The sequence below is a fragment of the Acidovorax radicis genome, from assembly GCF_020510705.1.
Classification (GTDB): domain Bacteria; phylum Pseudomonadota; class Gammaproteobacteria; order Burkholderiales; family Burkholderiaceae_C; genus Acidovorax; species Acidovorax radicis_A.
On record NZ_CP075184.1, the window covers coordinates 56773 to 82794 of the forward strand.

22 protein-coding genes are annotated in these 26022 nt (G+C 65.0%); 12 read left to right on the top strand and 10 right to left on the bottom strand.

Going from position 1 to position 26022, the window contains the following annotated elements; genetic code table 11:
- Positions 1-112: 112 nt before the first annotated feature.
- From KI609_RS00260 to KI609_RS00275, 4 genes are all read left to right on the top strand, one after another.
- Complete coding sequence (locus KI609_RS00260; RefSeq protein ID WP_226445852.1) at positions 113-724, top strand: PolC-type DNA polymerase III; 612 nt, start codon at positions 113-115, stop codon at positions 722-724.
- A 187-nt stretch (positions 725-911) separates the two neighbouring features.
- Positions 912-1493, top strand: a complete 582-nt coding sequence (locus tag KI609_RS00265; protein ID WP_226450600.1) for an NnrU family protein — start codon at positions 912-914, stop codon at positions 1491-1493.
- 89 nt (positions 1494-1582) lie between these two features.
- Positions 1583-1846: a DUF3297 family protein gene (locus KI609_RS00270; RefSeq protein WP_226445853.1), complete on the top strand. Its 264-nt coding sequence runs from the start codon at positions 1583-1585 to the stop codon at positions 1844-1846.
- Positions 1843-2349, top strand: coding sequence for a ribonuclease HI family protein (locus KI609_RS00275; RefSeq protein ID WP_226445854.1), 507 nt, complete (start codon positions 1843-1845; stop codon positions 2347-2349). Before KI609_RS00270 ends, KI609_RS00275 begins: the two co-directional genes overlap by 4 nt.
- A 126-nt stretch (positions 2350-2475) precedes the next feature.
- Here KI609_RS00275 and KI609_RS00280 read toward each other — a convergent pair whose 3' ends face one another.
- The 5 genes from KI609_RS00280 to KI609_RS00300 form a co-directional block, all read right to left on the bottom strand.
- Positions 2476-3768, bottom strand: coding sequence for an RNA polymerase sigma factor (locus tag KI609_RS00280; RefSeq protein WP_226445855.1), 1293 nt, complete (start codon positions 3766-3768; stop codon positions 2476-2478).
- A gap of 6 nt (positions 3769-3774) precedes the next feature.
- Entirely contained in the window at positions 3775-4182 is a 408-nt protein-coding gene (locus tag KI609_RS00285; RefSeq protein WP_226445856.1) for a VOC family protein, read from the bottom strand.
- A 65-nt stretch (positions 4183-4247) separates the two neighbouring features.
- The gene (locus tag KI609_RS00290; protein WP_226445857.1) at positions 4248-4784 is read right to left on the bottom strand and encodes an SRPBCC family protein; all 537 of its coding nucleotides are present in this window, start codon (positions 4782-4784) and stop codon (positions 4248-4250) included.
- A gap of 25 nt (positions 4785-4809) precedes the next feature.
- The gene (locus KI609_RS00295) at positions 4810-5223 is read right to left on the bottom strand and encodes a YciI family protein (protein WP_226445858.1); all 414 of its coding nucleotides are present in this window, start codon (positions 5221-5223) and stop codon (positions 4810-4812) included.
- 147 nt (positions 5224-5370) lie between these two features.
- The gene (locus KI609_RS00300) at positions 5371-5736 is read right to left on the bottom strand and encodes a YciI family protein (protein WP_226445859.1); all 366 of its coding nucleotides are present in this window, start codon (positions 5734-5736) and stop codon (positions 5371-5373) included.
- 438 nt (positions 5737-6174) lie between these two features.
- On the opposite strand from KI609_RS00300, the gene leuA reads away from it, so the two are divergent.
- From leuA to KI609_RS00320, 4 genes are all read left to right on the top strand, one after another.
- Complete coding sequence (gene leuA, locus KI609_RS00305; RefSeq protein ID WP_226445860.1) at positions 6175-7854, top strand: 2-isopropylmalate synthase; 1680 nt, start codon at positions 6175-6177, stop codon at positions 7852-7854.
- Between the two features lie 151 nt (positions 7855-8005).
- Positions 8006-8518, top strand: a complete 513-nt coding sequence (locus KI609_RS00310) for a C40 family peptidase (RefSeq protein ID WP_226445861.1) — start codon at positions 8006-8008, stop codon at positions 8516-8518.
- A 188-nt stretch (positions 8519-8706) separates the two neighbouring features.
- Positions 8707-9807: a 3-deoxy-7-phosphoheptulonate synthase gene (locus KI609_RS00315; RefSeq protein WP_226445862.1), complete on the top strand. Its 1101-nt coding sequence runs from the start codon at positions 8707-8709 to the stop codon at positions 9805-9807.
- Between the two features lie 308 nt (positions 9808-10115).
- Positions 10116-14990: an EAL domain-containing protein gene (locus KI609_RS00320; RefSeq protein WP_226450602.1), complete on the top strand. Its 4875-nt coding sequence runs from the start codon at positions 10116-10118 to the stop codon at positions 14988-14990.
- Between the two features lie 1105 nt (positions 14991-16095).
- Here the strand turns inward: KI609_RS00320 and KI609_RS00325 are convergent.
- Both KI609_RS00325 and KI609_RS00330 read right to left on the bottom strand, forming a co-directional pair.
- Positions 16096-16737, bottom strand: a complete 642-nt coding sequence (locus KI609_RS00325; protein ID WP_226445863.1) for a Spy/CpxP family protein refolding chaperone — start codon at positions 16735-16737, stop codon at positions 16096-16098.
- Between the two features lie 299 nt (positions 16738-17036).
- On the bottom strand, positions 17037-18023 hold the full coding sequence (locus KI609_RS00330; protein ID WP_226443853.1) for an IS5 family transposase: 987 nt from the start codon (positions 18021-18023) through the stop codon (positions 17037-17039).
- Positions 18024-18261: 238 nt separating this feature from the next.
- Between KI609_RS00330 and KI609_RS00335 the strand changes: the two genes are divergently transcribed.
- Entirely contained in the window at positions 18262-19320 is a 1059-nt protein-coding gene (locus KI609_RS00335) for a recombination-associated protein RdgC (RefSeq protein WP_226445864.1), read from the top strand.
- 87 nt (positions 19321-19407) lie between these two features.
- Here KI609_RS00335 and KI609_RS00340 read toward each other — a convergent pair whose 3' ends face one another.
- From KI609_RS00340 to KI609_RS00350, 3 genes are all read right to left on the bottom strand, one after another.
- Positions 19408-19665 (bottom strand): type I restriction-modification enzyme R subunit C-terminal domain-containing protein, encoded by a 258-nt coding sequence (locus tag KI609_RS00340; protein WP_226445865.1) that lies wholly within the window; start codon positions 19663-19665, stop codon positions 19408-19410.
- A 41-nt stretch (positions 19666-19706) separates the two neighbouring features.
- Positions 19707-20243: a Cu(I)-responsive transcriptional regulator gene (cueR, locus tag KI609_RS00345; protein ID WP_226445866.1), complete on the bottom strand. Its 537-nt coding sequence runs from the start codon at positions 20241-20243 to the stop codon at positions 19707-19709.
- Positions 20244-20415: 172 nt separating this feature from the next.
- Positions 20416-20622 carry a heavy-metal-associated domain-containing protein gene (locus KI609_RS00350; RefSeq protein ID WP_226445867.1) on the bottom strand — a complete coding sequence of 69 codons (207 nt, stop codon included), beginning with the start codon at positions 20620-20622 and terminating at the stop codon, positions 20416-20418.
- 176 nt (positions 20623-20798) lie between these two features.
- On the opposite strand from KI609_RS00350, the gene KI609_RS00355 reads away from it, so the two are divergent.
- The 3 genes from KI609_RS00355 to KI609_RS00365 all read left to right on the top strand — a co-directional run bounded on the left by KI609_RS00355 (position 20799) and on the right by KI609_RS00365 (position 26008).
- Positions 20799-23147, top strand: coding sequence for a heavy metal translocating P-type ATPase (locus tag KI609_RS00355; protein ID WP_226445868.1), 2349 nt, complete (start codon positions 20799-20801; stop codon positions 23145-23147).
- 124 nt (positions 23148-23271) lie between these two features.
- Entirely contained in the window at positions 23272-24906 is a 1635-nt protein-coding gene (locus tag KI609_RS00360) for a methyl-accepting chemotaxis protein (RefSeq protein WP_226445869.1), read from the top strand.
- A gap of 523 nt (positions 24907-25429) precedes the next feature.
- A complete protein-coding gene (locus tag KI609_RS00365; protein ID WP_226445870.1) occupies positions 25430-26008 on the top strand; it encodes a hemerythrin domain-containing protein in 579 nt (192 codons plus the stop codon).
- Positions 26009-26022: the final 14 nt, after the last annotated feature.

Here is a 26022-nt window from a genome sequence, read left to right on the forward strand (position 1 = left end):
CCGCAAGAAAGCAAGGCCTTCCAGACCCGGCGCCGCAGTGACCAGACAGCGGGGCATAAAGCAGGGGCGCGGCACAATCGACCGTTGCCCTCGTTTTACTCACTTCGCACCCATGCCGCCCATCGCCGTCATCGACTTTGAAACCACCGGCATCTCGCCCGGCCAGGGCGCGCGTGCGACCGAGGTGGCGATCGTGCTGCTGGAGAGAGGCCAGGTGGTGGACCGGTTCCAGAGCCTCATGAAAACCGGGGTGTGGATTCCGTCCTTCATCACCCAGCTCACCGGCATCACCAACGCCATGGTGAACGCCGCGCCCGATGCGGCCGGGGTGATGGCGGACGCAGCGCGGTTTGTGGGCGATGCGCCCATGGTGGCGCACAACGCGTCGTTCGACAGCAAGTTCTGGCAGGCCGAGCTGGCCCTGGCCGGGCTGCCCGCACCGCAGCCGTTTGCATGCACGGTGCTGCTGTCGCGGCGGCTGTACCCGCAGGCGCCCAGCCACAAGCTCGGTACGCTGGTGGACTACCACGGCCTGCCGCGCACGGGCCAGGCCCACCGGGCACTGGCCGATGCCGAGATGGCCGCTGCGCTGCTGGCGCGCATGCAGCACGACCTGCGCACACAGTGGCGCGTGGCAGAGCCCAGCTATGCGCTGCTGCAACAAGTGCAGCGCTGCGCCAAGCCCAAGGTGGGCGCGCTTTTGGCCCAACACGCAGTGGCGTGATGGTGCGCTGACCTGGCGCACAGGCAGGCCACTACACAATTGATAGCTGTCAGCGATTGATACATAAGCGCTACAAGCCATTTTTATTCAAACTATCACCCAACGGGCGGCATACTCGCGGTGGGCACTGTGGGAACCCTCGGCAAACAGTGGCCACTCCCTTTGCCCCCCGATGAAAGGCTCTACCATGTGGTTTCTGGTTCTTGGACTCGTTGTGTTTTTGGGCGTGCACTCGGTGCGCATCGTGGCCGACGGCTGGCGCACGCAGACGCTGGCGCGCATGGGCGAGATGCCGTGGAAGGGGCTGTATTCGCTGGTGTCTGCCGTGGGCCTGGCGCTCATCGTGTGGGGCTATGGCCTGGCGCGGCAGGCGCCCATGGTGCTGTGGGTGCCGCCTGTCGGCATGCGGCACGCCGCAGCGCTGCTGACACTGATCGCCTTTGTGCTGCTGGCCGCCACCTATGTGCCGCGCAATGCGATCAAGGCAAGGCTGCACCACCCCATGGTGCTGGGCGTGAAGGTGTGGGCGCTGGCGCACCTGCTGTCCAACGGCAACCTGGCCGATGTGCTGCTGTTTGGCAGTTTCTTGCTATGGGCGGTGCTGAGCTTTCGGGCGGCGCGGCAGCGCGACCGGGCGCAAGGCGCGGTGTATGCGGCCGGTAGCGCAGCGGGCACGGCAGCAGCCGTGGTGGTGGGCTTGGTGGCCTGGGCGGGCTTTGCGTTCTGGGGCCATGCGTGGCTGATTGGCGTGGCGCCGTTGGGGCGGTGACGAGGTGCTGATCGGACACCAATGCGGCCAGCGCGCCAAATGCCGGAGAATCCGCGCTTTGCGTTTTCTCCTTTCTCGCTGAGACCTCTATGACCGAAGCCAACACCCCCAACACCCCCGCCCAGCCGCCCCTGCCTGACCACCTGTCGGTCAACCCCCGCAGCCCGCACCATGTGGCCGCCGTGTTCGAGCACGACATCGGTATCCGCCTGAACGGCAAGGAGCGTTTTGATGTGGAGGAATACTGCATCAGCGAAGGCTGGGTGAAGGTGCCCGCCGGCAAGACGGTGGACCGCAAGGGCCAGCCGCTGCTCATCAAGATCAAGGGCACGGTCGAAGCGTTCTACAAGTGACCACCGCTCGGGCGGCAGCGCCGCTCGCCCCCGGCGCCTGGGTGATCCACTGTGATGGCAGCGCCTGGCCCAACCCCGGGCGCATGGGCCTGGGGGCGGTGCTGACGGGGCCCGACGGGACCGTGCAGCACCAGATTTCCGAAGCCACCACCTTCACCGGCTGCAACAACGAGGCCGAGCTGCGCGCCCTGATGCAGGCGCTGCAGTGGCTGGCGCAGCAAGGGCTGGCGGCATCGACCCCGGTGCAGGTGTTCAGCGACAACAGCGTGCTGGTGGAGCAGCTGGGCTCGTTGTCTGCCGCAGCCCCCATCGTGCGGCTGGCAACGCTGTTTGATGAGGCGCGCCAGGCACTGCAGCGATTCGAAAATGTCCGCCTGCAATGGATTCCGCGCCACCGCAATGGCGCCGCCGATACGTTGGCGCGCGCCGCGCTGGGGCTGGCGCCCAAGGCGGCCACACCGCCGGGCCACCACCATACAAAGAAGAAAAAGCGGCGCTGCTGAGCGGGCTTGAGCCGGGTCTGTTCTGGGCTTGTCCCAACATCTGCTCACAAAGCCGCAGCCCTGCGCGTGGCTTCGACAAGCTCGGCCTGAACGGTTGGGGATGGTTGGGCGCCAATCCGTATCAGATCATGCGCCCGCACGGGCCAGCAGCAGCGCCTTTTCCTGCGCGTTGCGGGTGAGGCTGGCTGCGCGCTTGAACTCGGCGCGGGCTTCATCCCCCCGGCCCAGCTTGGCCAGCAGGTCGCCGCGCACGCTGGGCAGCCAGTGGTAGTGGCGCAGGCTGGCTTCTGCGGCCAGTTCATCCACCAAGGCCAGCGCGGCGGCAGGCCCCAGGGCCATGCCCACCGCCACCGCGCGGTTGAGCGCCACCACGGGCGAGGGCGCCACCTGCAGCAGCGCGTCGTACAGCGCCACGATGTGGTGCCAGTCGGTGTCCTCGGCACGGCGGGCGCGCGCATGGCAGGCGGCAATGGCGCCCTGCAGCGCGTAGGGGCCCCAGGCGTGGCCTGCGCGCGCTAGCTGCTCGGCCTTGTCCAGCGCCACCAGCCCCCGGCGCACGAGCAGGTGGTCCCAGCGCGCGCGGTCCTGGTCCATCAGCAGCACGGGCTGGCCCTGCGCGTTGGTGCGTGCAGGCAGGCGTGAGGCCTGGATCTCCAGCAGCGCCACCAGCCCCTGCACTTCGGGCTCGTCGGGCACCAGGCTGGCCAGCACACGCACCAGTCGCTGGGCCTCGCCGCACAGCGCGGGGCGCATCCAGTCGTCGCCTGCTGTGGCGGCATAGCCTTCGTTGAAGATGAGGTAGATCACCTCCAGCACCGACGCCAGGCGCGGCGCGCGCTCGGCTGTGCCGGGCACCTCGAACGGCACCTGCGCGGCCGTGAGGCTGCGCTTGGCACGCACGATGCGCTGGGCCACGGTGGGCTCGTGCACCAGAAAGGCGCGCGCGATCTCGGCCGTGGTGAGGCCGCCCAGCAGCCGCAGCGTGAGCGCCACCCTTCCTTCAGTGGGCAGCACGGGGTGGCAGGCGGTGAAGATGAGGCGCAGCAAGTCGTCGCCGATGTCGTCTTGCTCGGCGTGCAGGAGGGTGTCCACCACATCGGGCGCGTACTGGGCTTCGAGTGCTTCGAGGTCCTGGCCCAGCGCCTCGTGCTCACGGGCGTGCAGCGCCTGCTGGCGCAGGTGGTCGATGGCGCGGCGCTTGGCGGTGGTCATCAGCCATGCCGCCGGATTGGCGGGCAGGCCGGTGGTGGGCCAGTGCTCCAGCGCGGCCACCAGGGCGTCCTGCGCCAGCTCTTCAGCCCGGCCCACGTCGCGCGTCATGCGCGCCACGCTGGCGATGATGCGCGCGGCCTCGATGCGCCACACCGAGTCGATGCTGCGGTGCAGGGCATCACGGTCGGGCAGGGCGGGCTCGCTCACCTGCAGTCAGCCCTGGGCTTGGCTTGCGTCCACCATGTGCACAAACTCCCAGGTGTGGCCATCCAGGTCGTCAAAGCTGCGCGAGTACATGAAGCCCAGGTCCTGCACCGGGCGGGGCGTGGTGGCGCCTGCCGCGACGGCCTTTTCGGCCAAGGCATCGACCTCCTCACGGCTGTTGCACGAGAAGCACACCAGCACCTCCGATGTGGTGCGCGCATCGGCAATCGTCTTGCTGGTGAAGGTCTGGTAGAAATCCTTGACCAGCAGCATCACGAAGAGGTTTTCGCCCACCACCAGGCAGGCGCCCTGGTCGTTGGTGAACTGGGGGTTGAACTCGTAGCCCAGCGCACGGAAGAACGCCTGCGAGCGGGCCATGTTCTCGATGGGCAGGTTCACGAAGATTTGTTGGTGCATGAAAAACTCCTGAGGGGTAGAAACGGTAAGGGGAAACAGCGGTTTCGCAAAGCACGTGGCAGCCATCAGCCTGCCGGCTTTTGGGCCACGGCCTGCAGGTTGGCCAGGCCGTCTTCAAAGTCCTGCCCCACCATGCGGTCCATGTTGAACACCAGGTGGGCGATCTTGGCCAGATAGGGCACCGGGCCTTGCATCGCCCAGGTGACGCGGGTGGCACCCGCGCCCTCGGGCTGCAACGTGAATTCCACCTGGTTGTGCGCTTCAAAGGGTTTCACAAAGTCGAGCTGCATGCCCACGCGGCGGGGCGCGGTGGCCTCCACGATCTCCATGCTGCCCACACCCACCTTGTCGCCCCGCCAGGCGTAGCGCGCGCCAGGGCCGGTGGTGGTGGCGCTGTATTCGCCCTGGATGGCCGGGTCCTTGCGCTCGTAGGGGTTCCAGGTGTTGAACTGGCGCAGGTCGTGGATGAGCCCATACAGGCGCTCAGGCGGTGCAGAGATCACGCGGCTGCGCTCCACGCGGAAGGTGTCGGGGCGGGTGGCGGCAAACGCCAGCAGCAGAGCCAGCGCCGCCAGCAACACGAGGGCAATGGTCTTGATCATGGAGGGTGTCCTTCGTGCCATGGCATCAGCCGCGCAGGGCTTCGAGGTCGCGAAACTGCTCGACGCCGTCCACCCCGGCAAAGTCTTCCATCTCATAGAGCTGGCGCACTTCGATCTCGGCGTCGAGCCCCTCGCCGCGCGGGTTGGGAAAGCGGCGCGTCCATTCCAGCGCCTCGTCGCGGCTGCGCACCTGGATCAGGGTGTAGCCCGCGATCAGCTCCTTGGTTTCGGTGAAAGGGCCGTCGGTGACGGTGCGGCCAGCGGCGCTGTAGCGCACGCGCCAGCCCTTGGAGGTGGGCTGCAGGCCGCTGCCATCAAGCAGCACACCGGCGCGGTCCAGTGCCTCGTGGTAGCGGGCCATGTCGGCCATCAAGGCGCTGCTGGGCATGCCGCCTTGTTCGGTTTCGGCCGTGGCTTTGATGATGATCATGAATCGCATGGGGTTCTCCTGGTTCAGATGGGGAGCCACAGGGGAATCTGCGGCCTTCAACCACACGACGAACAAGAACCTGCCAGATCGACAAACGCCCTTGAAAAAAAACGATGACCGGATGCGGGGCGGCGCAGGCCACAGGCCTGCCGACGTTCAACCCACCGCGCCGTGGTAGCAGGGCGCCAGCTCGCGCACCTCTACCGTGGCCCATTCTGCGGCGGGGCACTCGCGGGCAATGGCCACCGCCTCATCGCGCGTGGCGCAGTCGATCAGAAAAAAGCCGCCCACCATCTCCTTGGTCTCGGTGAACGGGCCGTCCACCAGGCGGGCGTGGCCCTCGCGCACCTGCAGCCGCACCGCCTGCTCGGTAGAGGCCAGGGATTCAGTGGCGCGCAGCAGGCCCCGGGCCTTCAGGCCCTCGCCAAAACGCTGCATGCGGGCATAGGCCTCTTGCCCGCCAACCAGCCCCCTTTCGGCCCGCTGGCCGTGGGGTTCCATGATGAGCAGCATGTAGGGCATGGGGTCTCCTGAAGAGGGGGTAGGTGGCCGTTGAAGGGCGGTTCAAGGGTGGGGCAAGGGCGGCGTTTGCCATCCTACCATCGGTCATTACTATCAATTCGATAGCTGTCAGCGCTTATCCTAAAAGCGCTAGAGGCATTTTTCGTTCAAATTGTTGCGTACTGCAGCAAGCCTGTGCTATCTTCGACCGCTATGCAACGCAGCATGCTCCTATCCACCCTATCGCTAGGCCTAGTGCCTGGCCGGGGTCTGCCTGCGTTCGCCACCCTCGTTGCCTGATTCGCTCAGCGCAACACCTGATCTCCCCCTGACCCCGGCCCGCGAACCAGCCTTTGCACACATGCAAAGGGCTGCAGGGGATGTCATTCGTTTCTATTTCGTCTGACCCGTGCACCGTGCTTGTTTTGCACACCGCACACACCGTTCGTGGAGCCTCTCATGATTGCCAAGCCCGCTACCAAATACCAGCCCATCGCCCCTGTCGCGTTGACCGACCGCCAGTGGCCGTCGCGCAGCATCACCCGCGCGCCCGTGTGGCTCTCCACCGACCTGCGCGACGGCAACCAGGCCTTGTTCGAGCCCATGAATGGCGAGCGCAAGATGAAGCTCTTTCACGAACTGGTGCGCATCGGCTTCAAGGAGATCGAGGTCGGCTTTCCGGCCGCGTCACAAATCGACTTTGACTTTGTGCGCCGCCTCATCGACGAGAACCTGATCCCCGACGACGTGACCATCATGGTCATGACCCAGTCGCGCGAGGACCTGATCACGCGCACGGTCGAGGCCGTCAAGGGCGCCCCCAAGGCCATCGTGCACCTCTACAACGCCACCGCGCCCGCCTGGCGGCGCATCGTGTTCGGCATGAACGTGACGCAGGTGATGCAACTCATCAGCCACCACGTGGGCTACCTCAAGCAGCTCACCGACGCCCAGCCCGAAACGCAGTGGACCTTGCAGTATTCGCCCGAGACCTTCAGCGCCACCGAGCTCGACGTCTCGCTCAAGGCCTGCCAGACGGCCATCGCGGCCTGGAATGCCGGCCCCGGCCGCCCCATCATCATCAACCTGCCCACCACGGTGGAAAACGCCACGCCCAACGTGTTTGCCGACCAGATCGAATGGATGGACCGCCGCCTGTCGCCACGCGAGCACATCGTGCTGTCGGTGCACCCACACAACGACCGGGGCACGGGCGTGGCGGCGGCAGAACTTGCGATGATGGCCGGTGCCGACCGTGTGGAAGGCTGCCTCTTTGGCAACGGCGAGCGCTGCGGCAATGTGGACATCGTGACGCTGGCGCTCAACATGTACACACAGGGCGTGCACCCGAACCTCGACTTTTCGGACATCACCTCGGTCGCGCGCATTGCAGAGGAATGCACCTCGCTGCCCGTGCATCCGCGCCACCCGTATGCGGGCGACCTGGTGTTCACCGCGTTCTCGGGCTCGCACCAGGACGCGATCAAGAAAGGCTTTGCGGCACAAGACCCTCATGCCTTGTGGGAAGTGCCCTACCTGCCCATCGACCCAGCCGACCTCGGCCGCACCTACGACAGCGTGATCCGTGTGAACAGCCAGTCGGGCAAGGGCGGCATCGCCTTCTTGCTCGAACGCGAACATGGCGTGGTAATGCCGCGGCGCATGCAGGTGGAGTTCAGCGCCGTGGTGCAGCGCCAGACCGATGCCAGCGAAAGCGAGATGACGGGCGATGCGCTGTGGAGCCTGTTCCAGGCGACCTACCTGCAGGCCACGGTGCAGGCCGCTATCGTCTGCCACAGCCACCGCATCGATGAAGACGGCCAGGGCATCGAGCTGGATGTGACCATCGACGGCACCCGCCAGACGCTGCGCGGCCAGGGCAACGGGCCCATCGCCGCCACGGTGGATGCCCTTGGCCTGCCACTGCGTGTGGACCACTACGAAGAACGCGCCACCGGCACGGGCGCCAACGCCCAGGCGATGGCGATCGTGGAAGCAGCCATGGACGGCGTGGCGGGTTCCACCTTTGGGGCAGGCGCCCGCCACAACATCGTGACCGCCTCGGTACAGGCGATCGTGAGCGTGGCCAACCGCTTGATGGTGCGGCGTACGGCGGCCCAAGCCGTGGCGCTGGCGTAAGAACGCGTTCACGTTCTGAGTTCAGTGCATTGTTAAAAACGATAGCTGCTGGCGCTTGAAGGACAAGCGCTGGTGGCATTTTTGACCAATATCCCCTGGCAGCCGGTGGAGTAGGCGCCCGTACCGCGCGCCATCCGTTACCCTTCGGCCCATGCGCGCCTTTCACCACCTAAGCCTTGCCGCCTGCACCGCCGCCCTGTTGGTGCTGGCCGGCTGCGGTACGTCGCGGCCTCCATCATCGTATTCCCCGCCCCCAGCCTTTGCCGCACCACGCACCACGCCGCCGCTCACACCCGATCAGGCACACGACATCGCGATCCACGCACTGGGCCTGGTGGGCACACCGTATCGCTACGGCGGCAACACCCCCGACTCGGGTTTTGACTGCAGTGGCCTGATCGGCTACGTGTACCGCAACCAGGTGGGCACACCGCCCCCACGCACCGTGGCCCAGCTCAACAACTGGGGCTACCCCATCGACGGCGCAGAACTGCGCACCGGTGACCTGGTGGTATTTGGCCGTGGCCGGGCACCCACCCACGCCGGCATCTATGTGGGCGAGGGACGTTTTGTGCATGCGCCGTCGACCGGCGGCGAAGTGCGGCTCGATCAGTTGCAGTCACGCTATTGGGCACGGCAGAACGCGTCGTTTCGCCGGCCTTGAATTCGGACACCCCCTGAGCGGCTTCGCCGCTTCCTCCCGCTCTCGCATCGCTGCGCGCTGCGGGCAGGGGGACGACGCACTCGCTGCGGGGCGGCCCTTGCTCTGCGTCTCTCGCGAAGGCCGCGCCGGTATCCAGCAACGTGCCTCAATTCGGTCAGCGACCGGGCTCCGCGACAATCGGGGCCACCATGACCCACGCCCACCACTCCGCCACCCCGCTTTCTACCCTCGACACCACGCGCATCGACGACACGCGCATCAAGGCCGTGCGCCCGCTCATCACGCCCGCGCTGCTGCAAGAATGGCTGCCCACCCCTGACGCTGCGCAAACGCTGGTGGAAACCAGCCGCGCTGCCATCTCGCGCGTACTGCACGGCCAGGACGACCGGCTCATCGTGGTGGTGGGGCCCTGCTCCATCCACGACCACAGCCAGGCAATGGAATATGCGCACCAGCTCAAGCAACAGGCCGATGCCCTGCAGGACGATCTGCTCATCGTGATGCGCGTCTATTTCGAGAAACCCCGCACCACCGTGGGGTGGAAGGGCTATATCAACGACCCGCGCCTGGACGGCAGCTTTGCCATCAATGAAGGGCTGGAGCGGGCCCGCCAGTTGCTGCTGGATGTGCTCGCGGTCGGCCTGCCGGTGGGCACCGAGTTCCTGGACCTGCTGTCCCCGCAGTTCATCAGCGACCTGGTGAGCTGGGGCGCGATTGGGGCGCGCACCACCGAGAGCCAGAGCCACCGCCAGCTGGCCAGTGGCTTGAGCTGCCCCGTGGGTTTCAAGAATGGCACCGATGGCGGCGTGAAGGTGGCGAGCGACGCCATCCAGGCCGCGCAGGCACCGCACGCCTTCATGGGCATGACCAAGATGGGCCAGGCTGCGATCTTTGAGACACGCGGCAACCACGATTGCCATGTGATTTTGCGGGGCGGAAAACAGACCAACTACGGCGCTGCCGATGTGGATGCCACCTGCGCCGTGCTCAAGGCAGCGGGCTTGCGTGAACAGGTCATGATTGACGTCAGCCACGCCAACAGCAGCAAGCAGCACCAGCGGCAGATCGTGGTGGCGGGTGAAGTGGCTGAGCAGATTGCCGCTGGCGACAAGCGCATCACAGGCCTCATGATCGAAAGCCATCTGCAAGAGGGCCGCCAGGACATCATTGCCGGCCAGGCGCTCAAACCCGGTGTGTCGGTGACCGATGCCTGCATCAGCATGGCGCAAACCACACCGGTGTTGCAGTCGCTGGCCAGTGCGGTGCGCATGCGCCGCACCCGCGCCTGAACAAGCCTGGCGACACGGCACGCGCAACCGCCATGCGGCACGGCTGCACCGTTTCGGGGCCTGTGGGCTTTTGGGGCAAACCCGCATGGGCTCTTGCTGCAATACAAGGCTGCTGGGTGTAGCATTGCCCATGCTTCTAGCCGGGGGTCCCGGCCCTCTGGTTTTGACCCGGGGTGGCGGCCGCCATGCGCGCGCCACCCGCCCTCCAAAAACGCTTTGCCCACGTCGCATCACACCCTCCCCGACCACCTGGCCGCTGCGGTCAGGCGGGCGAGGCGCGCGCGCAATGCCCGTGGGGGTCAATGAGCATGCCACCAGCGCAAGCCACCGCAGAAGCCGCACGGCTCCAGGCATTGCAGGCTTACGCGATCCTGGACACCCCTGCTGAAGAGAGTTTTGACCAACTGGCCCAACTGGCGGCACGCATCTGCCAGTGTCCGATGGCGGTGGTCAATTTTGTGGACAACAAGCGCCAATGGTTCAAGGCGGCGGTGGGTGTCCCGTTTCGGGAGACGGACCGCGCCATCGCCTTCTGTGCACACGCCCTCAGCGGCAGCCGTGAACCCGTGGTGGTGCCCGATGCCACGCTGCATCCCACGTTTGCCGATAACCCGCTGGTGCGCGAGGCCCCCCACGTCCGGTTCTACGCGTGTGTGCCATTGGTCACCCACGACGGTTTTGCGCTGGGCACCCTGGCCGTGCTCGATGGTGTGGCCCGCGCCATACAGCCCGAGCAGATTGAGGGACTGCAGATTTTGGCCCGGCAGGCGATGGCGCAGCTGGAGTTGCGCCGCCAAAAGCAGGTACTGGGCCATCTGGCCGCCGAGCGTGACCGCATGCATGCCGAGCTGGTGGCACAGAGCGAGGCCTTGCGTGTTGCAGGGCAGATTGCACGCATCGGCGGCTGGATCGTGACGCTGCCTGGCATGCAACTCGTCTGGTCGCCCGAGATTGCCACCACCTTCGGGCTGACCGAGCGCGCGGGCACCGTGGAAGGGATCCTTCAGCTCTACACCGAACCCCACCGCACCACCGTGCGCCGCGCGTTCGACGACTGCATGCGCAAGGGCGTGGCGTTCGATCTCGAAGCGGAGGTGGTCATTCCAGGCAACCGGTGTTTCTGGGTGCGCACTGCGGGCGAAGCAGTGCGCGACGCCAGCGGCAATATCGTCCGCGTGCAAGGCGCTTTCCAGGACATCTCGGCACAGCACCAGGCGCTTGAAGACCGCCACATCAGCGAAGAGCGGTTTCACCTGGTTGCGCGCGCCACGGCCGACGCGGTGTGGGACTGGAACCTGCAGACCGATGCGATGTGGTGGAACGAGGGCATGCAGACCCTCTTTGGCGTGTCGCAGGCTGAGCTCCCACCCGACAGCACCTCCTGGACGCTACGCCTGCATCCCGATGATGGCGACGAGCTGCTGCGCAGCATCGAGGCCGCCATTGCGGGCACCACCAACCACTGGACAGCGCAATACCGGTTTCGCCGCCACGATGGCAGCTATGCGTGGGTGTCGGATCGCGGTTTTCTGATTCGCGACCCTCAGGGAAAAGCCGTGCGCATGGTCGGTGGCGTGACCGATATCAGCACACAGAAGCTGGCCGAGATCGACGCCCAGAACGACGCCCAAAACCATGCCGATTTGCTGCAGGTGCAGCAGCGCATCTCGTCGCTCGAAATGCCTTTGCCCGACGTGCTGCAACTGGTGGCAGACACCGTGCTGCGCCAGACCAATGCGCGCGGCGCGGTGGTAGAGCTGTTGCAGGACGGCCAACTGCTGGCGCAAGCTGCGGCGGGCGACCATGTGCGGCCCGTGGGGCATTTGCTGCCGGTGGACCAGAGCCTGCTGTGGTCGACGCTGAGCGAGGGGCGCACGATTGTGTGCAATGACACCGAAGCGCAAGGCTGGGACATGGCCCACATGCCCCACCGCCAAGGCGTGCGCTCGGTGATGGCCGTGCCACTGCGCAGCGGCGACGTGATTGTGGGTGCGCTCAAGGTCACGTCAGACAAAGTCAATGCGTTTTCGCAGCGCGATGTGGCGCACCTGGAGATCCTGACCGAGTCACTCGGTGCCATGGTGCAGCTCAGGCATGTGGCCGGGCGCCTGCATGCGTCCGAGCTGCAATACCGCATGCTGTTTGACGAGCACCCGCACCCGATGTGGGTGTATGACAAGGAAAGCCTGCGCCTGCTGGCCGTGAACCGGTCGATGGAGACACATTACGGCTACACGGAAGCCGAATTGCTGTCCATGGCGATGACGGATCTGTGGCCCGAGGACCGGCGCGCGAGCGTCAAGGCCCGTATCAGCGCCATCTCGATCGATGAGCGCAAAAAGCCCATCATCAGCCGCCATGTCAAGAAAGACGGCTCTTTCACAGACATGGAGATTACGGCCGGCCGCATCAGCTTCAATGGCCGCCCCGCACGCCAGGTGCTCGCCATCGACGTGACCGAGCGCCTGCGCACCGACGCCGAGCTTGCGCGCATGGGCCGTGCGCAGCGACTGCTGAGTGCCTGCAACGAGACACTGGTGCGCGCCACCTCAGAAACCACCTTGCTGCAAGCCATCTGCCAGATTGCGGTGGACATCGGTGGCTACCGCATGGGGTGGGTCGGTTTTGCCCAAGACGATGAACAAAAGTCCATTCTTCCCGTGGCACATGCGGGCTACAACCCTGACTACCTGGAGAACTTGGCCCTGAGCTGGTCGGCCGATCACGTCTCGGGCCGGGGGCCGGCGGGCATGGCCGTGCGCACTGGCCAGCCTGTGATCGTGCAGGACATCCGCACCGAGGACAATTTTTCGGACTGGACCGAGCACATGCTCAACCACGGCTTTCATGGCGTGATCTGTCTGCCATTGCGTGACCGGGACCGCACCTTTGGCCTGCTGTACCTGTATGCGCCCGACATCCTGCAGATCAGCGCCCAGGAGGCCGCGCTGCTGCAAGAGCTCTCCAACGACCTCGCCTTCGGGATCACGAGCCTGCGGGCACAAAAGGCGCAACAGCGGCTACAGGCGTCGGTGCTCAAGGTGGCAGCGGCTGTTTCAGCCAGCACCGGCACCGAGTTTTTTGTGCAGCTGGTGCGCAACATGGCCGATGCCCTGGGCGCGCAGGGCGGCTGCGTGGTGCGGCTGCTGCCCGCTGCGGGCGATCGCCCTCCCCGGGTTATCACACTCGCGGCCGTGCTCGATGGCCAGATGCTGCCCAACGATGAATATGCGCTCGAGAACACCCCCAGCCTGCAATTGCTGACCCACCGCCAGTACGTGGTGACCGAGAAGGTTCAGCAGCTGTACCCGCAGGCCCCCATTCTTCGCTACGTGGGCGCCCAGGGTTACGCAGGCCAGCAGTTGTGCAATGCCGATGGCGAAGTGGTGGGCATCGTGTTCGTGCTGTTTCGACAGCCCATTGCCGAGACCGATTTCATCACCTCGACGCTGCAGATTTTTGCCGCGCGCGCCTCGGCTGAGATCGACCGCCAGCTGGCGGACGCGCGCATTCGCCACCAGGCCTCGCTGCTGGACAAGGCACAGGACGCTATTTTGGTGCGCGACCTGGAGCACCACATCATTTTCTGGAACAAGAGTGCAGAGCGCCTGTATGGCTGGTCGCAGATGTTGGCCCTGGGCCAATCCATCGAAACCCTGCTCTACGATGACCCCACCCATTTCCGACACGCGACCCAGACAGTGCTAGAGCAAGGCGAGTGGACCGGCGAAATCGTGCAGCGCCACCGGGACGGCAGCGTCATTGAGGTGGAGGGCCGCTGGACACTGGTACGCGGTGACGACGGCCAGCCGCAATCGATCCTCGCCATCAACACCGACATCCGCCAGCGCAAGGCCAGCGAGCGTGAGATCCAGCGGCTGGCGTTCTACGACGCGCTCACCGGCCTGCCCAACCGCATGCTGCTCATGGACCGCATGGGCCAGGCGCTGGCCAACGCACAGCGCCGCCAGCAGGGCGGGGCGCTGCTGTTCATCGACCTGGACAACTTCAAGACCCTGAACGACACGCTGGGCCATGACCAGGGCGACCTGCTGCTGCAACAGGTTGCGCAGCGCCTGAACACCTGCGTGCGCAGCGTGGACACCGTAGCCCGCCTGGGTGGCGACGAGTTTGTGGTGATGCTCGAAGAGCTGTCGGCAAAGCCCCATGAGCTGGCACTGCATGCGCGCGGCGTGGGTGAAAAAATCCTCACCATGCTGGCCGTTCCCTATGCGCTGGCCGGCTACCAATACCGCAGCACGCCAAGCATCGGCGTTGCACCGTTCACGGGCGAACAGACCAGCGTGGGCGAGTTGCTCAAGCAGGCTGACCTGGCCATGTACCAGGCCAAAACCGCAGGCCGCAACACGCTGCGATTTTTTGACCCCGACATGCAGGCCGTGGTCACGGCCCGGGCCGCGCTGGAGACCGACCTGCGCGCAGCACTCGCACAAGACGAATTTCTGCTGCACTTTCAGCCGCAAATGCACAACTCGGGCCGCTGCGTGGGGGTCGAGGCGCTGGTGCGCTGGGCCCACCCGCAGCGGGGCATGGTGTCACCCGCCCAGTTCATCCCGCTGGCCGAAGAAACCGGGCTCATCCTGCCGCTGGGCCGCTGGGTGCTGCACACCGCGTGCAAGCAGCTGGCCAGCTGGAAGGACGACCCCGCGCTGGCCCACCTGACCATGGCCGTCAACGTGAGTTCGCGCCAGTTTCTCCATGCCAGTTTTGTGGACGACGTGGCCCGCGTGCTCGCCATCACCGGGGCACCTTCGGGCCAGCTCAAGCTGGAGCTGACCGAAAGCGTGCTGGTGGAAGACATGGAAACCACCATCGCCACCATGGCGGCCCTGCGCTCCTATGGCGTGGGGTTTTCGCTGGACGACTTTGGCACGGGCTACTCATCGCTCAGCTACCTCAAGCGCATGCCGCTGGACCAGCTCAAGATCGACCAGAGTTTTGTGCGCGACCTGTTCACCGACCCCAACGATGCCGCCATTGTGGACACCATCATCGGCCTGTCGCGCAATCTGGGCCTGGAGGTGATCGCCGAAGGGGTGGAAACCCCCGAGCAACGCGCGCTGCTGGCCGAAGCGGGTTGCCAGCTCTACCAGGGTTACCTCTTCAGCCGCCCCCTGTCTGTGGACCTTCTGGAGGCCTTCCTGCGGCATCCCCCTGTTTAAAGGGCTGTGCGCTGGCATCTGCCGCACCCAAACCAGACCGCCGCCTCCGGCGGTTTTTTTTCGCCTGCCGTATGGGTTTTCGCGTGGATATCCACCGATCCACCGCCATACACGCATGGCGGGCTCAGAACGTGTCCACGTTCTTAACCATTCGAGCGAGCCGCCGTCCCCTCTACATCAGAGCCCCGCATCTGTTGCGGCGGTGGGCTGCGTGTCGATGTTGTCCTCTGTCTTCTTCTTATATCTTCTATTGATACATAGTCGTAGTAGTAGAGGGCTCCTTCTGGTGTGGACAACTGTGTTTTCCCCAGCCACGGCGCCCACTTGCGAACGTGGCAACCCTGTGCACGAATCCCTGTTGCCGCTGTCGCCATAACGGGGACAAAAGGCGGCCTGGGCTCGTTGCTGTGGATAACCGGTCGGTTGTGCCAGATCTATCCCCAGTCTTACGCACCGGGCTGGGAATGGTTCCATTTTTGGGTCAAATGAGCCTCTAGTGCTTATCTAACAACCGCAAGCAGCTCCTCTATTAATAGCAAAACAGTTGAAACAACGGATCCATACGGGCTGTAAGCGCGTAAAGGAGCACCTGTCCGCCGGCCCGCATTGGGAGCCTCCAACCGTTTTTTTGCGCGGACTTGGCGCCTATTTTTTGAAATCCGCTGCCAGCGTCACCCCTGAACTGGCGCCCGGATGTTGGGGTTCAGGTTGTTCTTCTAAGTCTTTATATATAAATAGCAGTAGTAGTAGAGCAGGCCCCTTTCTGTGGACAAACCTCTTTTTCGTAATGCTGGCGCGGGTTTGTGTTGCTTCAAAGTCTGTGCGGCAGCGTGCACAAAACACGGGGCCCACACACAACAACTTCGGCACAGGGCATTTTTTTGTGGATAAGTGCCTGGTTGTGCCAAAACTATCCACAGGTTTGTCCACGCCATGCCTCCATTCGGCGCATCCCATGCCAGGGCGGCCCCGCAAAACAAAAAACCCGGTGTCCATGGATGGACACCGGGCTGCAGGCAAAACCGGGGGGGCGTTGCCCATTCCGCAGCCTTCAAGGCTGGGTCCGGGGTGGCGCTGACCTGGTTCTGGTGGGGCGTGGGCAGGCTTACTTGGAGGCCGGTGCTGGTGCTGGTGCCGGTGCAGGCATCATTTTTGCGGGGCCCATGCCGGGCTTGCCTTCACCTCCCCGGTGCATGTCGCCACGGTGGTCGTGTTGGCCGCGGCGGTGGCCTTCGGCGCCCTTCATGCCGTCCATGCCTTTCATACCGCCCATGCGCATGCCACGGTGGGCCTGGGCATCAAAGGTCTTTTGCTGCTCGGGTGTCAAAGTGGCATAAAAGGTTTTGGTGGCTTCGCCCCGGCGGTCGGCTTCGGCGGCGTGCTGGGCACGCAGCGCGCGCATGCGGTCAATGCGCTCAGGGGTGGTGAGCTTGTCCATTTCCTTGCGGTCCAGTCGGTCCAGGCGGGCAGGGCGCTCGTCGGGCTGCATGGCCGTGGTGAAGCTGGTCCAGGCGGGTTCCTGGGCGGCGGTCAGCTTGAGCTGGGCCTTGAGGTCGGCCAGGTGCTTGGCGTGGTACTGGGCCATGTCGCCATGGTGGCGCTCATGGCGCTCGTGGCGGCCTTGGGGTGCCGTGGCCTTGGCCGATGCGGCGGGTGAGGCCACAGCGGGCTGTTGTGCCAGCACGGGCAACGAGAGGGCAGCCAGGATGGCCGTAGCGGCAAAGCGGCGTTGGAGAGTGGATGCCATGGTGTGAGTCCTTTCACAGTGGTGAGCTCGCTGCAACGACCGTTTCAGCGATTGAGGGCCAGTGTCTGCCCCGCTTGTATCGGCCGCGTGCGCATTGGGTGACGCTGTGTAAAGTTGCGACAAGAAGCGTTGATCTGCAACGGTGCGATTTTTGATAGAAATTGGCCTCTAGGGAAGCTCTTCACGAATCGGTTCTGGCTGTGCCGTAGCGATGCCCGAACTAAGACAGCGCCCGCGTTGGGTCATTGGGTACTCCCGGCAGGCGCTGCGCGAGGGCCATTGCCCGGTTTCGCGGGGCATTAAGCCCCCTGCACGCGCACCTGCCCCATGCAGGCCAGCAACTTGTGCCTTGCCATCCACAGATTGCCCAGCGCAAACAGCGTGACGATCTGCGCCGTGTTCTTCATGAGCCCCCGGTAGCGCACCTTCACGTACCCGAACTGCTGCTTGAGCACCCGAAACGGGTGCTCCACCTTGGCCCGGATGCTGGCCTTGGTGCGTTCAAGTTGGTCGATCAGCGCATCCACAGGCTTGTTTTTGTCCAAAGCCCGGCGCAACCCCGGGCGCATGGCTACATGCCAGCGCACGTTCTTGTTGGCATCGGGCCGCTTGTCCACTCCTTGGTAGCCCGCATCGCCAAAGGCATCCGTTTCTTGCCCGTGCAGCAGGCTGTTGGCTTCTATCACGTCGTTCACATTGCCACTGGTGCCGCGCACGCTGTGCACCAGGCCTGAATCCGCATCCACGCCAATGTGAGCCTTCATGCCAAAGTACCACTCGTTGCCCTTCTTGCTTTGATGCATCTCGGGGTCTCGTGCCTTGCCTTCATTCTTGGTGGACGTCGGCGCCGCAATCAGCGTGGCATCCACCACCGTGCCTGCTTTGAGTTGCAGCCCTTTGGCTTGCAGCAGGGCATTGACCGTAGCGAGGATCTGATCGGCCAGTTTGTGGCGCTCCAGCAGATGCCGAAAACGCAGGATGCTCGATTCACTGGGAATGTGTTCGTCCCAGTGAGACAGGCCGGCAAAGTCCCGAAAGGCTGGCACGTCGTGCAGTGCCTCTTCCATGGCTGGGTCGCTAAGCTTGAACCACTGCTGCATGAAATGGATACGCAGCAGGGTCTGCACCGCAAAGGGCTGCTGGCCCCGGCGTCCGATCTCTGGGGCGTAGGGCTCAATGAGCGAGACCAACTCGGCCCAGGGCACCACCAACTCCATCGCATCAAGGAACTCGCGCTTGCGTGTGCGCTTGGTGGTATTGCTCAGGCCCAGGCTGCTTTGCTTCATGGCCTTATTGTCTCGGCTTCAAGCCTTCGTAAGCACATTACGCAGGGATTTGTGCAGAGAATCCCTAGGGATGTTGAATAAGCGCTAATAGCTATCACAAATAGAGCGTTTGGTGCCACTTTCACCCCCAGGGCCTGCAGGTGCCGTGGGCCCTGGGTTGGTGACCCCCGACAATGGCGGTTTTGGTCCCTTACGCGACCAGCGAACCCTCCCTGAGACCCCGAACCAAAGGTTTTCCGTGTTCAAGAACATGATCGTGTACCGCATTGCCCCGCAATGGCAGGTCGAACTGACGCAGGTGGAAGATGCCCTGGCCAAGGCCCCCTTCCTGGAATGTGGCGCCACGCAAGAAAAATCACTGGGCTGGGTGCCGCCACGCGGTGACCCGCATGGCCCACTGGCCGAATCGGTGGGCGGGCAGTGGATCCTGCGCTTCATGGTCGAAACGAAAGTGCTGCCCGGCAGCGTGCTGGCCCGCCGCGTGAAGGAAAAGGCCGAGCGCATCGAGCAGGAAACCGGCCGCAAGCCCGGCAAGAAGGAAAGCAAGGAGCTGAAAGACGAAGCCAAGCTCGACCTGCTGCCCATGGCCTTCACCAAGCAGGGCTCGATGTGGATCTGGATCGATACCGCGTCCCGCCTGCTGGTGCTGGACACCTCCAGCCAGGGCCGCGCCGATGAGGTCGTCACGCTGCTGGTCGAGTCGCTGCCCGGCCTGTCGGTGTCGCTCATCAACACCCAGACCAGCCCGCAGGCTGCGATGTCCCACTGGCTCAAGGAGCAGGAGCCGCCCGTGGGCTTCACGGTGGACCGCGAGTGCGAGCTCAAGAGCGCCAGCGAAGAAAAGTCCGTGGTGCGCTACGCCCGCCACGCGCTGGACATCGAAGAGGTGCAGGCCCACATCGATGCCGGCAAGCTGCCCACCAAGCTGGCACTCACCTGGGACGACCGCGTGAGCTTCATGCTGACCGAGGGGCTGCAGATCAAAAAGGTGGCGTTTCTGGACACCGTGTTCGAGGGCACCAAGGCCGACGACGGCGGGTTTGACACCGACGTGGCGATTGCCACGGGCGAGCTGGTCAAGCTGATTCCGGACTTGATTGAGGCGCTGGGCGGCGAGGCGGAAAGTGGCGTGGCCAGCGCAGCGCAGGCGGTGGCGGCCGACGGTATTGCTGCCCCCGGCGTACCAAAAGCCCCGACTGCTGCGTCAGCTCCCGCGCGCAAAAGTGCTGGGGGTGGCGTGGTGACGGGGCCGAAGGACGTGCCGGTGGATACGGATCCGGGGTCGGCGCCGTTTTAGCCGAGATAGCAGGCAAGTGCGCCTGCTGTCAGCAGAGATATCTGGCCCCGTGACGGGGGGCAGATTGGCGGATTTGGCGATCGGATGTCAGGCCGCCGCCCTGGCCCATTCCAAACCGCCCAGTGCCTTGAACAACTGCTCCACCGTGGTTGTTTCAAACACGCCATCGGGCCCCTGCGCGTGGATGTCGGTAAACGGCGACTCATACAACCGCGCAGCGGGCATGGCACCGTGCTCGGTCAGATGCTGCACCATTTCTTCAATGAACTGCAGTTGGCTGGCAGTGGCGGTGCCTGCCGCAATCAGATGGGCGAATGCGGCCACGGCCGCCGACGGAGGTTTCAAGTATTTTTGGACTCTAGCGCTTGATGGATAAGCGCTAGCAGCTATTTGTTTGATAGCGTCTTGTGAGGCGTTTTGCGGCTGCCGTGTTCTGCCTGCCCCGCCGCCAGATCATCCAAGATCGGGCAGTCGGGCCGGTCGTTGCCCTTGCAGCAGGACACCAGCGTTTGCAATGAGCGCTGCATGGCCTGCATCTGCGCGATGCGTTCGCTCAGGTCGTCGATGTGCTGCTGGGCGATGCGCTTGACCTGGCTGCTGGCGCGGCTGCGGTTGTGCCACAGGCCCAGCAGTTCGGCGATTTCTTCCATCGAGAACCCGAGGTCGCGGCTGCGGCGAATGAAGTGCAGGGCGTGCACGTCGGCCTCGGTGTACTGGCGGTAGCCGCTGTCGGTGCGCGCCACGCCGCTGATGAGGCCCAGCGATTCGTAGTGCCGCACCATGCGTGCTGAGATGCCCGCGCGTTGGGCGGCGATGCCGATGGGCACGGGCCAGGACGTGGCGCGGGGTGTTGCCGTTTTGTGGGGTTTTTTGGCGGACGGGCGGGCGGGCAGGTGTGCGGGAAGGTGCGTTGGCGTGGTCATGGTGGGGGCCTTGTGGTGTGAATGGGGCCTTGTTTGTCCGGCTTCGCGTTCGTCTTTGAAAACCGACCAGGCTGAGCCTGTCGAAGCCTCGCGCGGCGCTTCGACAGGCTCAGCGTGAACGGTAGGGGATCGAACCAGGATCGGAACGGGTTGCTTGGCGGCCCAACCGCTTTCAGGCCACCACGGCGTAGCCTTCTTCGACAATGGCGGCGGCCAGGGCTTCGCGCGGGGCGGTGCTGTCCACGTCCACCTGGCCGCTGGCGCGGTTGATGCGCACCTGGGCGGTGGGGTCGATTTGCTGCATGGCCTGGGTGACGGCGCGTTCGCAGTGGCCGCAGGTCATGCCTTGCACTTGGAAAGTCGTGGTGGTGATTGCCATGGTGTGTCCTTGTAGGGGGTTAAAAAACGGCCGTTGAAGCGACCGCAGCGACCGAAGCAAATGTTGACGCTTGACATCGTGGCAGAGTCAAACAACATTCAAGACACTCATGATGTGAGGGTTGATCAATATCAATGCTTGACCTTGCCATCACGTCAAGGATCACCATCCCCCACATGAACACCATCACCACAACCCCCACCGCCGCGCCCGAGTCCGTCCACTCGCTGGACCTGGGCATTTCTGGCATGACCTGCGCAAGCTGTGTGGGCCGTGTGGAGCGTGCACTGCGCAAGGTGCCGGGCGTGCAGGAGGCCTCGGTCAACCTGGCGACCGAGTCGGCGCGCATTGCCTTTGTCACGCAAGTCGGCGCTGACGCTGCGGCCATGGAGGCGCTGCTGCGCCGCGCGGTGCGCAACGCGGGCTACGAGCCGCGTGCGGCGGGGCAGGAGGACGCGCCGGAGGACCTGTCGCCCTGGGCGGGGTTTTTGCCCGTGGGCATTGGGCTGCTGCTGTCGGCGCCGCTGGTGCTGCCGATGATCGGTGACCTGTTCGGCCAGCACTGGATGCTGCCGGCCTGGATGCAGTTCGCGCTGGCCACGCCGGTGCAGTTCATTCTGGGTGCGCGGTTCTACAAGGCGGGCTGGCATGCGCTCAAGGCGCTGTCGGGCAACATGGATTTGCTGGTGTCCATGGGCACCAGTGCGGGCTGGGGCCTGTCGATGTGGCTGTGGCTGACGGCGCCCACCGACCATCCGGGGCATGTTCCGCACCTGTACTTCGAGGCCTCGGCCGTCGTCGTCACGCTGGTGCTGCTGGGCAAGTGGCTGGAGGCGCGCGCCAAGCGGCAGACCACGGCAGCCATCCGCGCGCTGCATGCGCTGCGGCCGGATGTGGTGCATCTGCTCTCCAAATCTGGCGAGGTGGATGTGCCCGTGGCCGAGGTGCTGGTGGGCGACCAGCTGGTGGTGCGGCCCGGTGAGCGCATCCCCGTGGATGGCACGGTGCACGAGGGCCACACGCAGGTGGATGAATCCATGTTGACGGGTGAGCCCCTGCCCGTGGCGCGCGATGTGGGCGCGGCGCTGACGGGGGGCTCGATCAACGGTGACGGCCGCATCGTGATGGCGGTGACGGCTGTAGGGGCCGAGACGGTGCTGGCCCAGATCATCCGGCTGGTGGAAGACGCGCAGGCGGCCAAGGCGCCCATCCAGCGGCTGGTGGACCAGGTGTCGGCCATCTTTGTGCCGGTGGTGCTGGTGGTTGCGGTGGTCACGCTGCTGGGCTGGCTGTGGATGGGCGTGGGCGTGGAGGCCGCGCTGATCCACGCCGTGGCGGTGATGGTGATTGCCTGCCCCTGTGCGCTGGGCCTGGCCACACCGGCGGCCATCATGGCGGGCACGGGCGTGGCGGCCAAGAACGGCATCCTGATCAAGGACGTGCAGGCGCTGGAGCTGGCCTACAAGGTGGACACGGTGGCTTTTGACAAGACCGGCACGCTGACCGTGGGCCAGCCCCGGCTGACCGCGTTTGAGGTGGTGCCAGGCCTCGACGATGCGGCCGTGATGGCGGCGGTGGCTGCGGTGCAAAGCGGCAGCGAACACCCGCTGGCGCGTGCGGTGGTGGCGGCTGCGGGTGAGCGGCAGATCAACGTGGCCACCGCGCACGATGTGCGCGCCGTGCCCGGGCGCGGCACCGAGGGTAAGGTGGACGGCCAGAGCTATCTGGTGGGCAGCCTGCGCTGGATGCTGGAGTTGGGGGTGGACCTGGGGGCACTGGCAGCGCGGGCACAGCAGTGGCAGAACGAGGGCGCCACCGTGTCGGCTGTGGCCCAGCGCGTGACGGAAGGGTTGTTGAGCGGCGCACGGCCGCCCGAAGCCGCGATGGCCCCCTTGGGGGGCAGCGAGGACACGCCAGTGCCGAGCGTGGGGGCCCACTATGTCTTGCGGGCCCTGATGGCCTTTGGCGACGAACCCAAGCCCGGCGCACGCGAGGCGCTGGCGGCGCTGAAGGCGCGTGGCATCCGCACCGTGATGATCTCGGGCGACAACCGGGGCGCAGCCGAGGCCATGGCCCGGCGCCTGGGGCTGGACCCCGACGCGGGCGAGGTGATGGCCGAGGTGCTGCCCGGCGACAAGGCCGCGAAAGTGGTGGCGTTGCAACAGGGGCCGGACGGCAAGCGCCATCAAGTGGCGATGGTGGGCGACGGCGTTAACGATGCCCCGGCGCTGGCGGCGGCCGATGTGGGCATGGCCATGGGCAATGGCACGGACGTGGCCATGCATGCGGCGGGCATCACGCTGATGCGCGGCGACCCGATGCTGGTGGCGGCAGCGCTGGATATCTCGCGCCGCACGGTGATGAAGATCCGCCAGAACCTGTTCTGGGCGTTTGCGTACAACGTGGCGGGCATTCCGCTGGCGGCCCTGGGCTTTTTGAGCCCGGTGGTGGCGGGCGCGGCGATGGCGCTCAGCTCGGTCAGTGTCATGGCCAATGCGTTGCTGCTCAAGCGCTGGCGCATGTGACGAATGTGATACATACGTACGACATCGTCATGGATGTCTGGCAAACTGCAACGTTTTGTATCAGGTCGGTGGCTGCAGAACAGGGTCACTAGGCCCTCACCCTCCGATCTAAGGACGACAAATCATGAATCTCTTTTCATTCATGCGGCAGTTCACTATCCGAATGCGCATGCTGGGAGCCATCGCCGTGGTGCTGGCGTTGCTGAGCTTGTTGGGTGGCGCGGGCATGCTGGGCATGTTCCGTATCCATGACATGAGCCAGAACTTCATGGACCACTCGTTCGCCAAGGTCAGCAACATGGCCGAGTTGCGTGGCGAGATGGGCGCCATCCGCCAGTACGAAAAAGACATGATCATCGGCTACGAAAAGCCTGAAGCCGTGAAGGCCGCTTTTGCCAAATGGCAGGCCAGCCACGAGAAGGCCAAAAAGACCGCCAGCAAGTTTCTGGAAGGTGAAGAAGATGCCGACAACGCCGTGGCGCGCAACATTATTGGCAAGCTCGACAGCTACAAAGACCAGTTTGCCCACGTGGCCCGCCAGCTTGAAGCCAGTGGCTACGACACCGCCACCATTGCCAACCGCATGAGTGGCAAGGCCATTGCCGAGTTTGACCAGGCAGACAAATTGATGGTGGAGCTGGACACGGTGTTGCGCAATGAGGTCGCCAAGGCCGTGGAGCAACAAGGCGAAGTCTCCAGCCAGACCAAATGGCTGTTTGTGCTGGCGGTGTTGATTACCGTGCTGGTGGTGGTGCCCACCACGCTGATGAACATGAATTCGATCTGCAACCCGCTGGAAGACGCGCGCAAGATGGCCCAGGCGATCGCGGGCGGGGACTTGTCGCAGCAGATTGCTGCCGAGGGCAAGGACGAAGTGGCCGACTTGCAACGCGCTTTGCGCGACATGCAGCAGGGCCTGGGCGCATTGGTAGCGCAGGTGCGTGATGCCAGCGGCAACATCGCCACGGCCAGCCAGGAGATCGCCACGGGCAACCAGGATCTGTCGCAGCGCACCGAGCAGACGGCCAGCAATGCGCAAGAGGCCGTGGCCTCGCTGTCGCAGCTCACGTCCACCGTGCAGCAAACGGCTTCTTCGTCGCAAATGGCCAACCAGCTGGCCGCGTCGGCCTCGCAGATGGCCACACACGGCGGCGGTGTGGTGCAGCAAGCCGTGGCCAGCATGCACGAGATCTCCACCTCCAGCCGCAAGATCGGCGACATCATCGGCCTGATCGATTCGATTGCCTTCCAGACCAACATCCTCGCGCTGAACGCTGCGGTGGAGGCGGCGCGTGCGGGCGAGCAGGGGCGTGGTTTTGCTGTGGTCGCGAGTGAAGTGCGCAGCCTGGCCCAGCGTTCGGCTGCAGCGGCCAGCGATATCAAGGGCCTGATCAACAACAGCGTGACGGCGGTGGACGGTGGCGTGCGCCATGTGGAAGAGGCGGGCACTGCGATGAAGGACATTGTCAGCAGCGTGCAGCGCGTGGGCGACATCATTGGCGAGATCACGGCCGCCGCGTCGGAACAGTCCGCAGGCATTGGCCAGGTGAACCAGTCGGTGGGCGAGATCGACCGCATGACGCAGCAGAACGCGGCGCTGGTGGAAGAGTCTGCCGCTGCCGCCGAGTCGCTGCGCGAGCAGGCGGCCCGCCTGTCGCAGGTGGTGCAGCAGTTCCGGTTGGCCGATGGTGGACAGGCAGGGGGCATGCACCCCATGGCACTGGCGGCACCGTCGTCGGGCCCTGGCATCGACCTCTAATCCGCCATCAAGGCGCATGCGCCATGGCGCTCCAAGCTGCGTAGGGCGGCCCAGCAACGCGAGCAGCTCGATGCAGACACCATCGGCAAAGACGATTGCTGCGAGCTGGGCCGTTGGCTGCATGGCAAGGGGCGGGGCTCCTATGGCCGGGCTGCCGGCCTTCCAGTCGCTGGTAGACCGGCACCGCGAGTTCCATGAGGTGGCGGGCGGAATCGCCAGAACAATCAACCGGGGCGCCTATGGCGAGGCGGAAGATGCGCTGGCGGCAACACACGGTTCTTGCAGGCCTCCAGTGCCGTGGGCGCGGCCATCGTTCGGCTTCGCAACCAGATTTGATCGGGTGATCGGCATACCCTGGTGCCTGCAGCAGGCACCAGCCGGGGCTTGCTGAACACCGCCAGGGGCAACGCGGGAGCCCTGTTGCCGGCTTGGGCCCGGGCACCTCAACCCTTGATCTGTATCAGGCCGCTGGAGGGCCCGTGGTGGCACCCTTGCAGCCTCGTGTCATCTTGGAGAGTGCGCCATGCCGTCGATCAGTCTGCGAACCATTCGTGAGGAGCATGCGTCGCTGGCGGCGGTATTGCACTCGCTGCGTTTGATGATGGACCAGGGCCCGGGCGACGAGCCCGCTGCGTTTTTTGACGTGATGCGGGCGATGTTGTTCTACATCGACGAGTTTCCCGAACGCCAGCACCACCCCAAAGAATCGCAGTGGCTGTTTCCCAAGGTGGCGCAGCGCTCCCCCGAGGCCGCTGAGATGATTGCGCAGCTTGATCGCGACCACGCGGGCGGCGAGTCAGCGGTGCGCGAGCTGCAACATTTGCTGCTGGCTTGGGAGCTGATGGGCGATGCACGCCGCGAGGCATTTGCGCTGGCGCTGGAGACTTACATCCGCTTTTACCTGGAACACATGCGCCTGGAAGAAACCGTGGTGTTGCCTGCAGCGCAGCAGCACCTGGAGCCCGCCGACTGGGCCACGATTGACGCGGCGTTTGCCAGCAACTTCAATCCGCTGGCCGCGGGCCAGACGCGCGACCCAGCCTATGACCGCCTGTTCACCCGCATCGTGATGCGGGCGCCCAGCCCTATAGGGCTGGGTTAGGTCTTGGGTGAGGG

Excerpts from the sequence above, each read along its gene's own strand:
- KI609_RS00355 (WP_226445868.1), top strand. The coding sequence starts at position 20,799 with ATGAACACCATCACCACAACCCCCACCGCCGCGCCCGAGTCCGTCCAC.
- KI609_RS00315 (WP_226445862.1), top strand. The coding sequence starts at position 8,707 with ATGACCCACGCCCACCACTCCGCCACCCCGCTTTCTACCCTCGACACC.
- KI609_RS00265 (WP_226450600.1), top strand. The coding sequence starts at position 912 with ATGTGGTTTCTGGTTCTTGGACTCGTTGTGTTTTTGGGCGTGCACTCG.
- KI609_RS00330 (WP_226443853.1), bottom strand. The coding sequence starts at position 18,023 with ATGAAGCAAAGCAGCCTGGGCCTGAGCAATACCACCAAGCGCACACGC.
- KI609_RS00270 (WP_226445853.1), top strand. The coding sequence starts at position 1,583 with ATGACCGAAGCCAACACCCCCAACACCCCCGCCCAGCCGCCCCTGCCT.
- KI609_RS00285 (WP_226445856.1), bottom strand. The coding sequence starts at position 4,182 with ATGCACCAACAAATCTTCGTGAACCTGCCCATCGAGAACATGGCCCGC.
- cueR (WP_226445866.1), bottom strand. The coding sequence starts at position 20,243 with ATGACCACGCCAACGCACCTTCCCGCACACCTGCCCGCCCGCCCGTCC.
- leuA (WP_226445860.1), top strand. The coding sequence starts at position 6,175 with ATGATTGCCAAGCCCGCTACCAAATACCAGCCCATCGCCCCTGTCGCG.
- KI609_RS00310 (WP_226445861.1), top strand. The coding sequence starts at position 8,006 with ATGCGCGCCTTTCACCACCTAAGCCTTGCCGCCTGCACCGCCGCCCTG.
- KI609_RS00325 (WP_226445863.1), bottom strand. The coding sequence starts at position 16,737 with ATGGCATCCACTCTCCAACGCCGCTTTGCCGCTACGGCCATCCTGGCT.
- KI609_RS00350 (WP_226445867.1), bottom strand. The coding sequence starts at position 20,622 with ATGGCAATCACCACCACGACTTTCCAAGTGCAAGGCATGACCTGCGGC.
- KI609_RS00290 (WP_226445857.1), bottom strand. The coding sequence starts at position 4,784 with ATGATCAAGACCATTGCCCTCGTGTTGCTGGCGGCGCTGGCTCTGCTG.
- KI609_RS00365 (WP_226445870.1), top strand. The coding sequence starts at position 25,430 with ATGCCGTCGATCAGTCTGCGAACCATTCGTGAGGAGCATGCGTCGCTG.
- KI609_RS00295 (WP_226445858.1), bottom strand. The coding sequence starts at position 5,223 with ATGCGATTCATGATCATCATCAAAGCCACGGCCGAAACCGAACAAGGC.
- KI609_RS00320 (WP_226450602.1), top strand. The coding sequence starts at position 10,116 with ATGCCACCAGCGCAAGCCACCGCAGAAGCCGCACGGCTCCAGGCATTG.
- KI609_RS00300 (WP_226445859.1), bottom strand. The coding sequence starts at position 5,736 with ATGCCCTACATGCTGCTCATCATGGAACCCCACGGCCAGCGGGCCGAA.
- KI609_RS00360 (WP_226445869.1), top strand. The coding sequence starts at position 23,272 with ATGAATCTCTTTTCATTCATGCGGCAGTTCACTATCCGAATGCGCATG.
- KI609_RS00260 (WP_226445852.1), top strand. The coding sequence starts at position 113 with ATGCCGCCCATCGCCGTCATCGACTTTGAAACCACCGGCATCTCGCCC.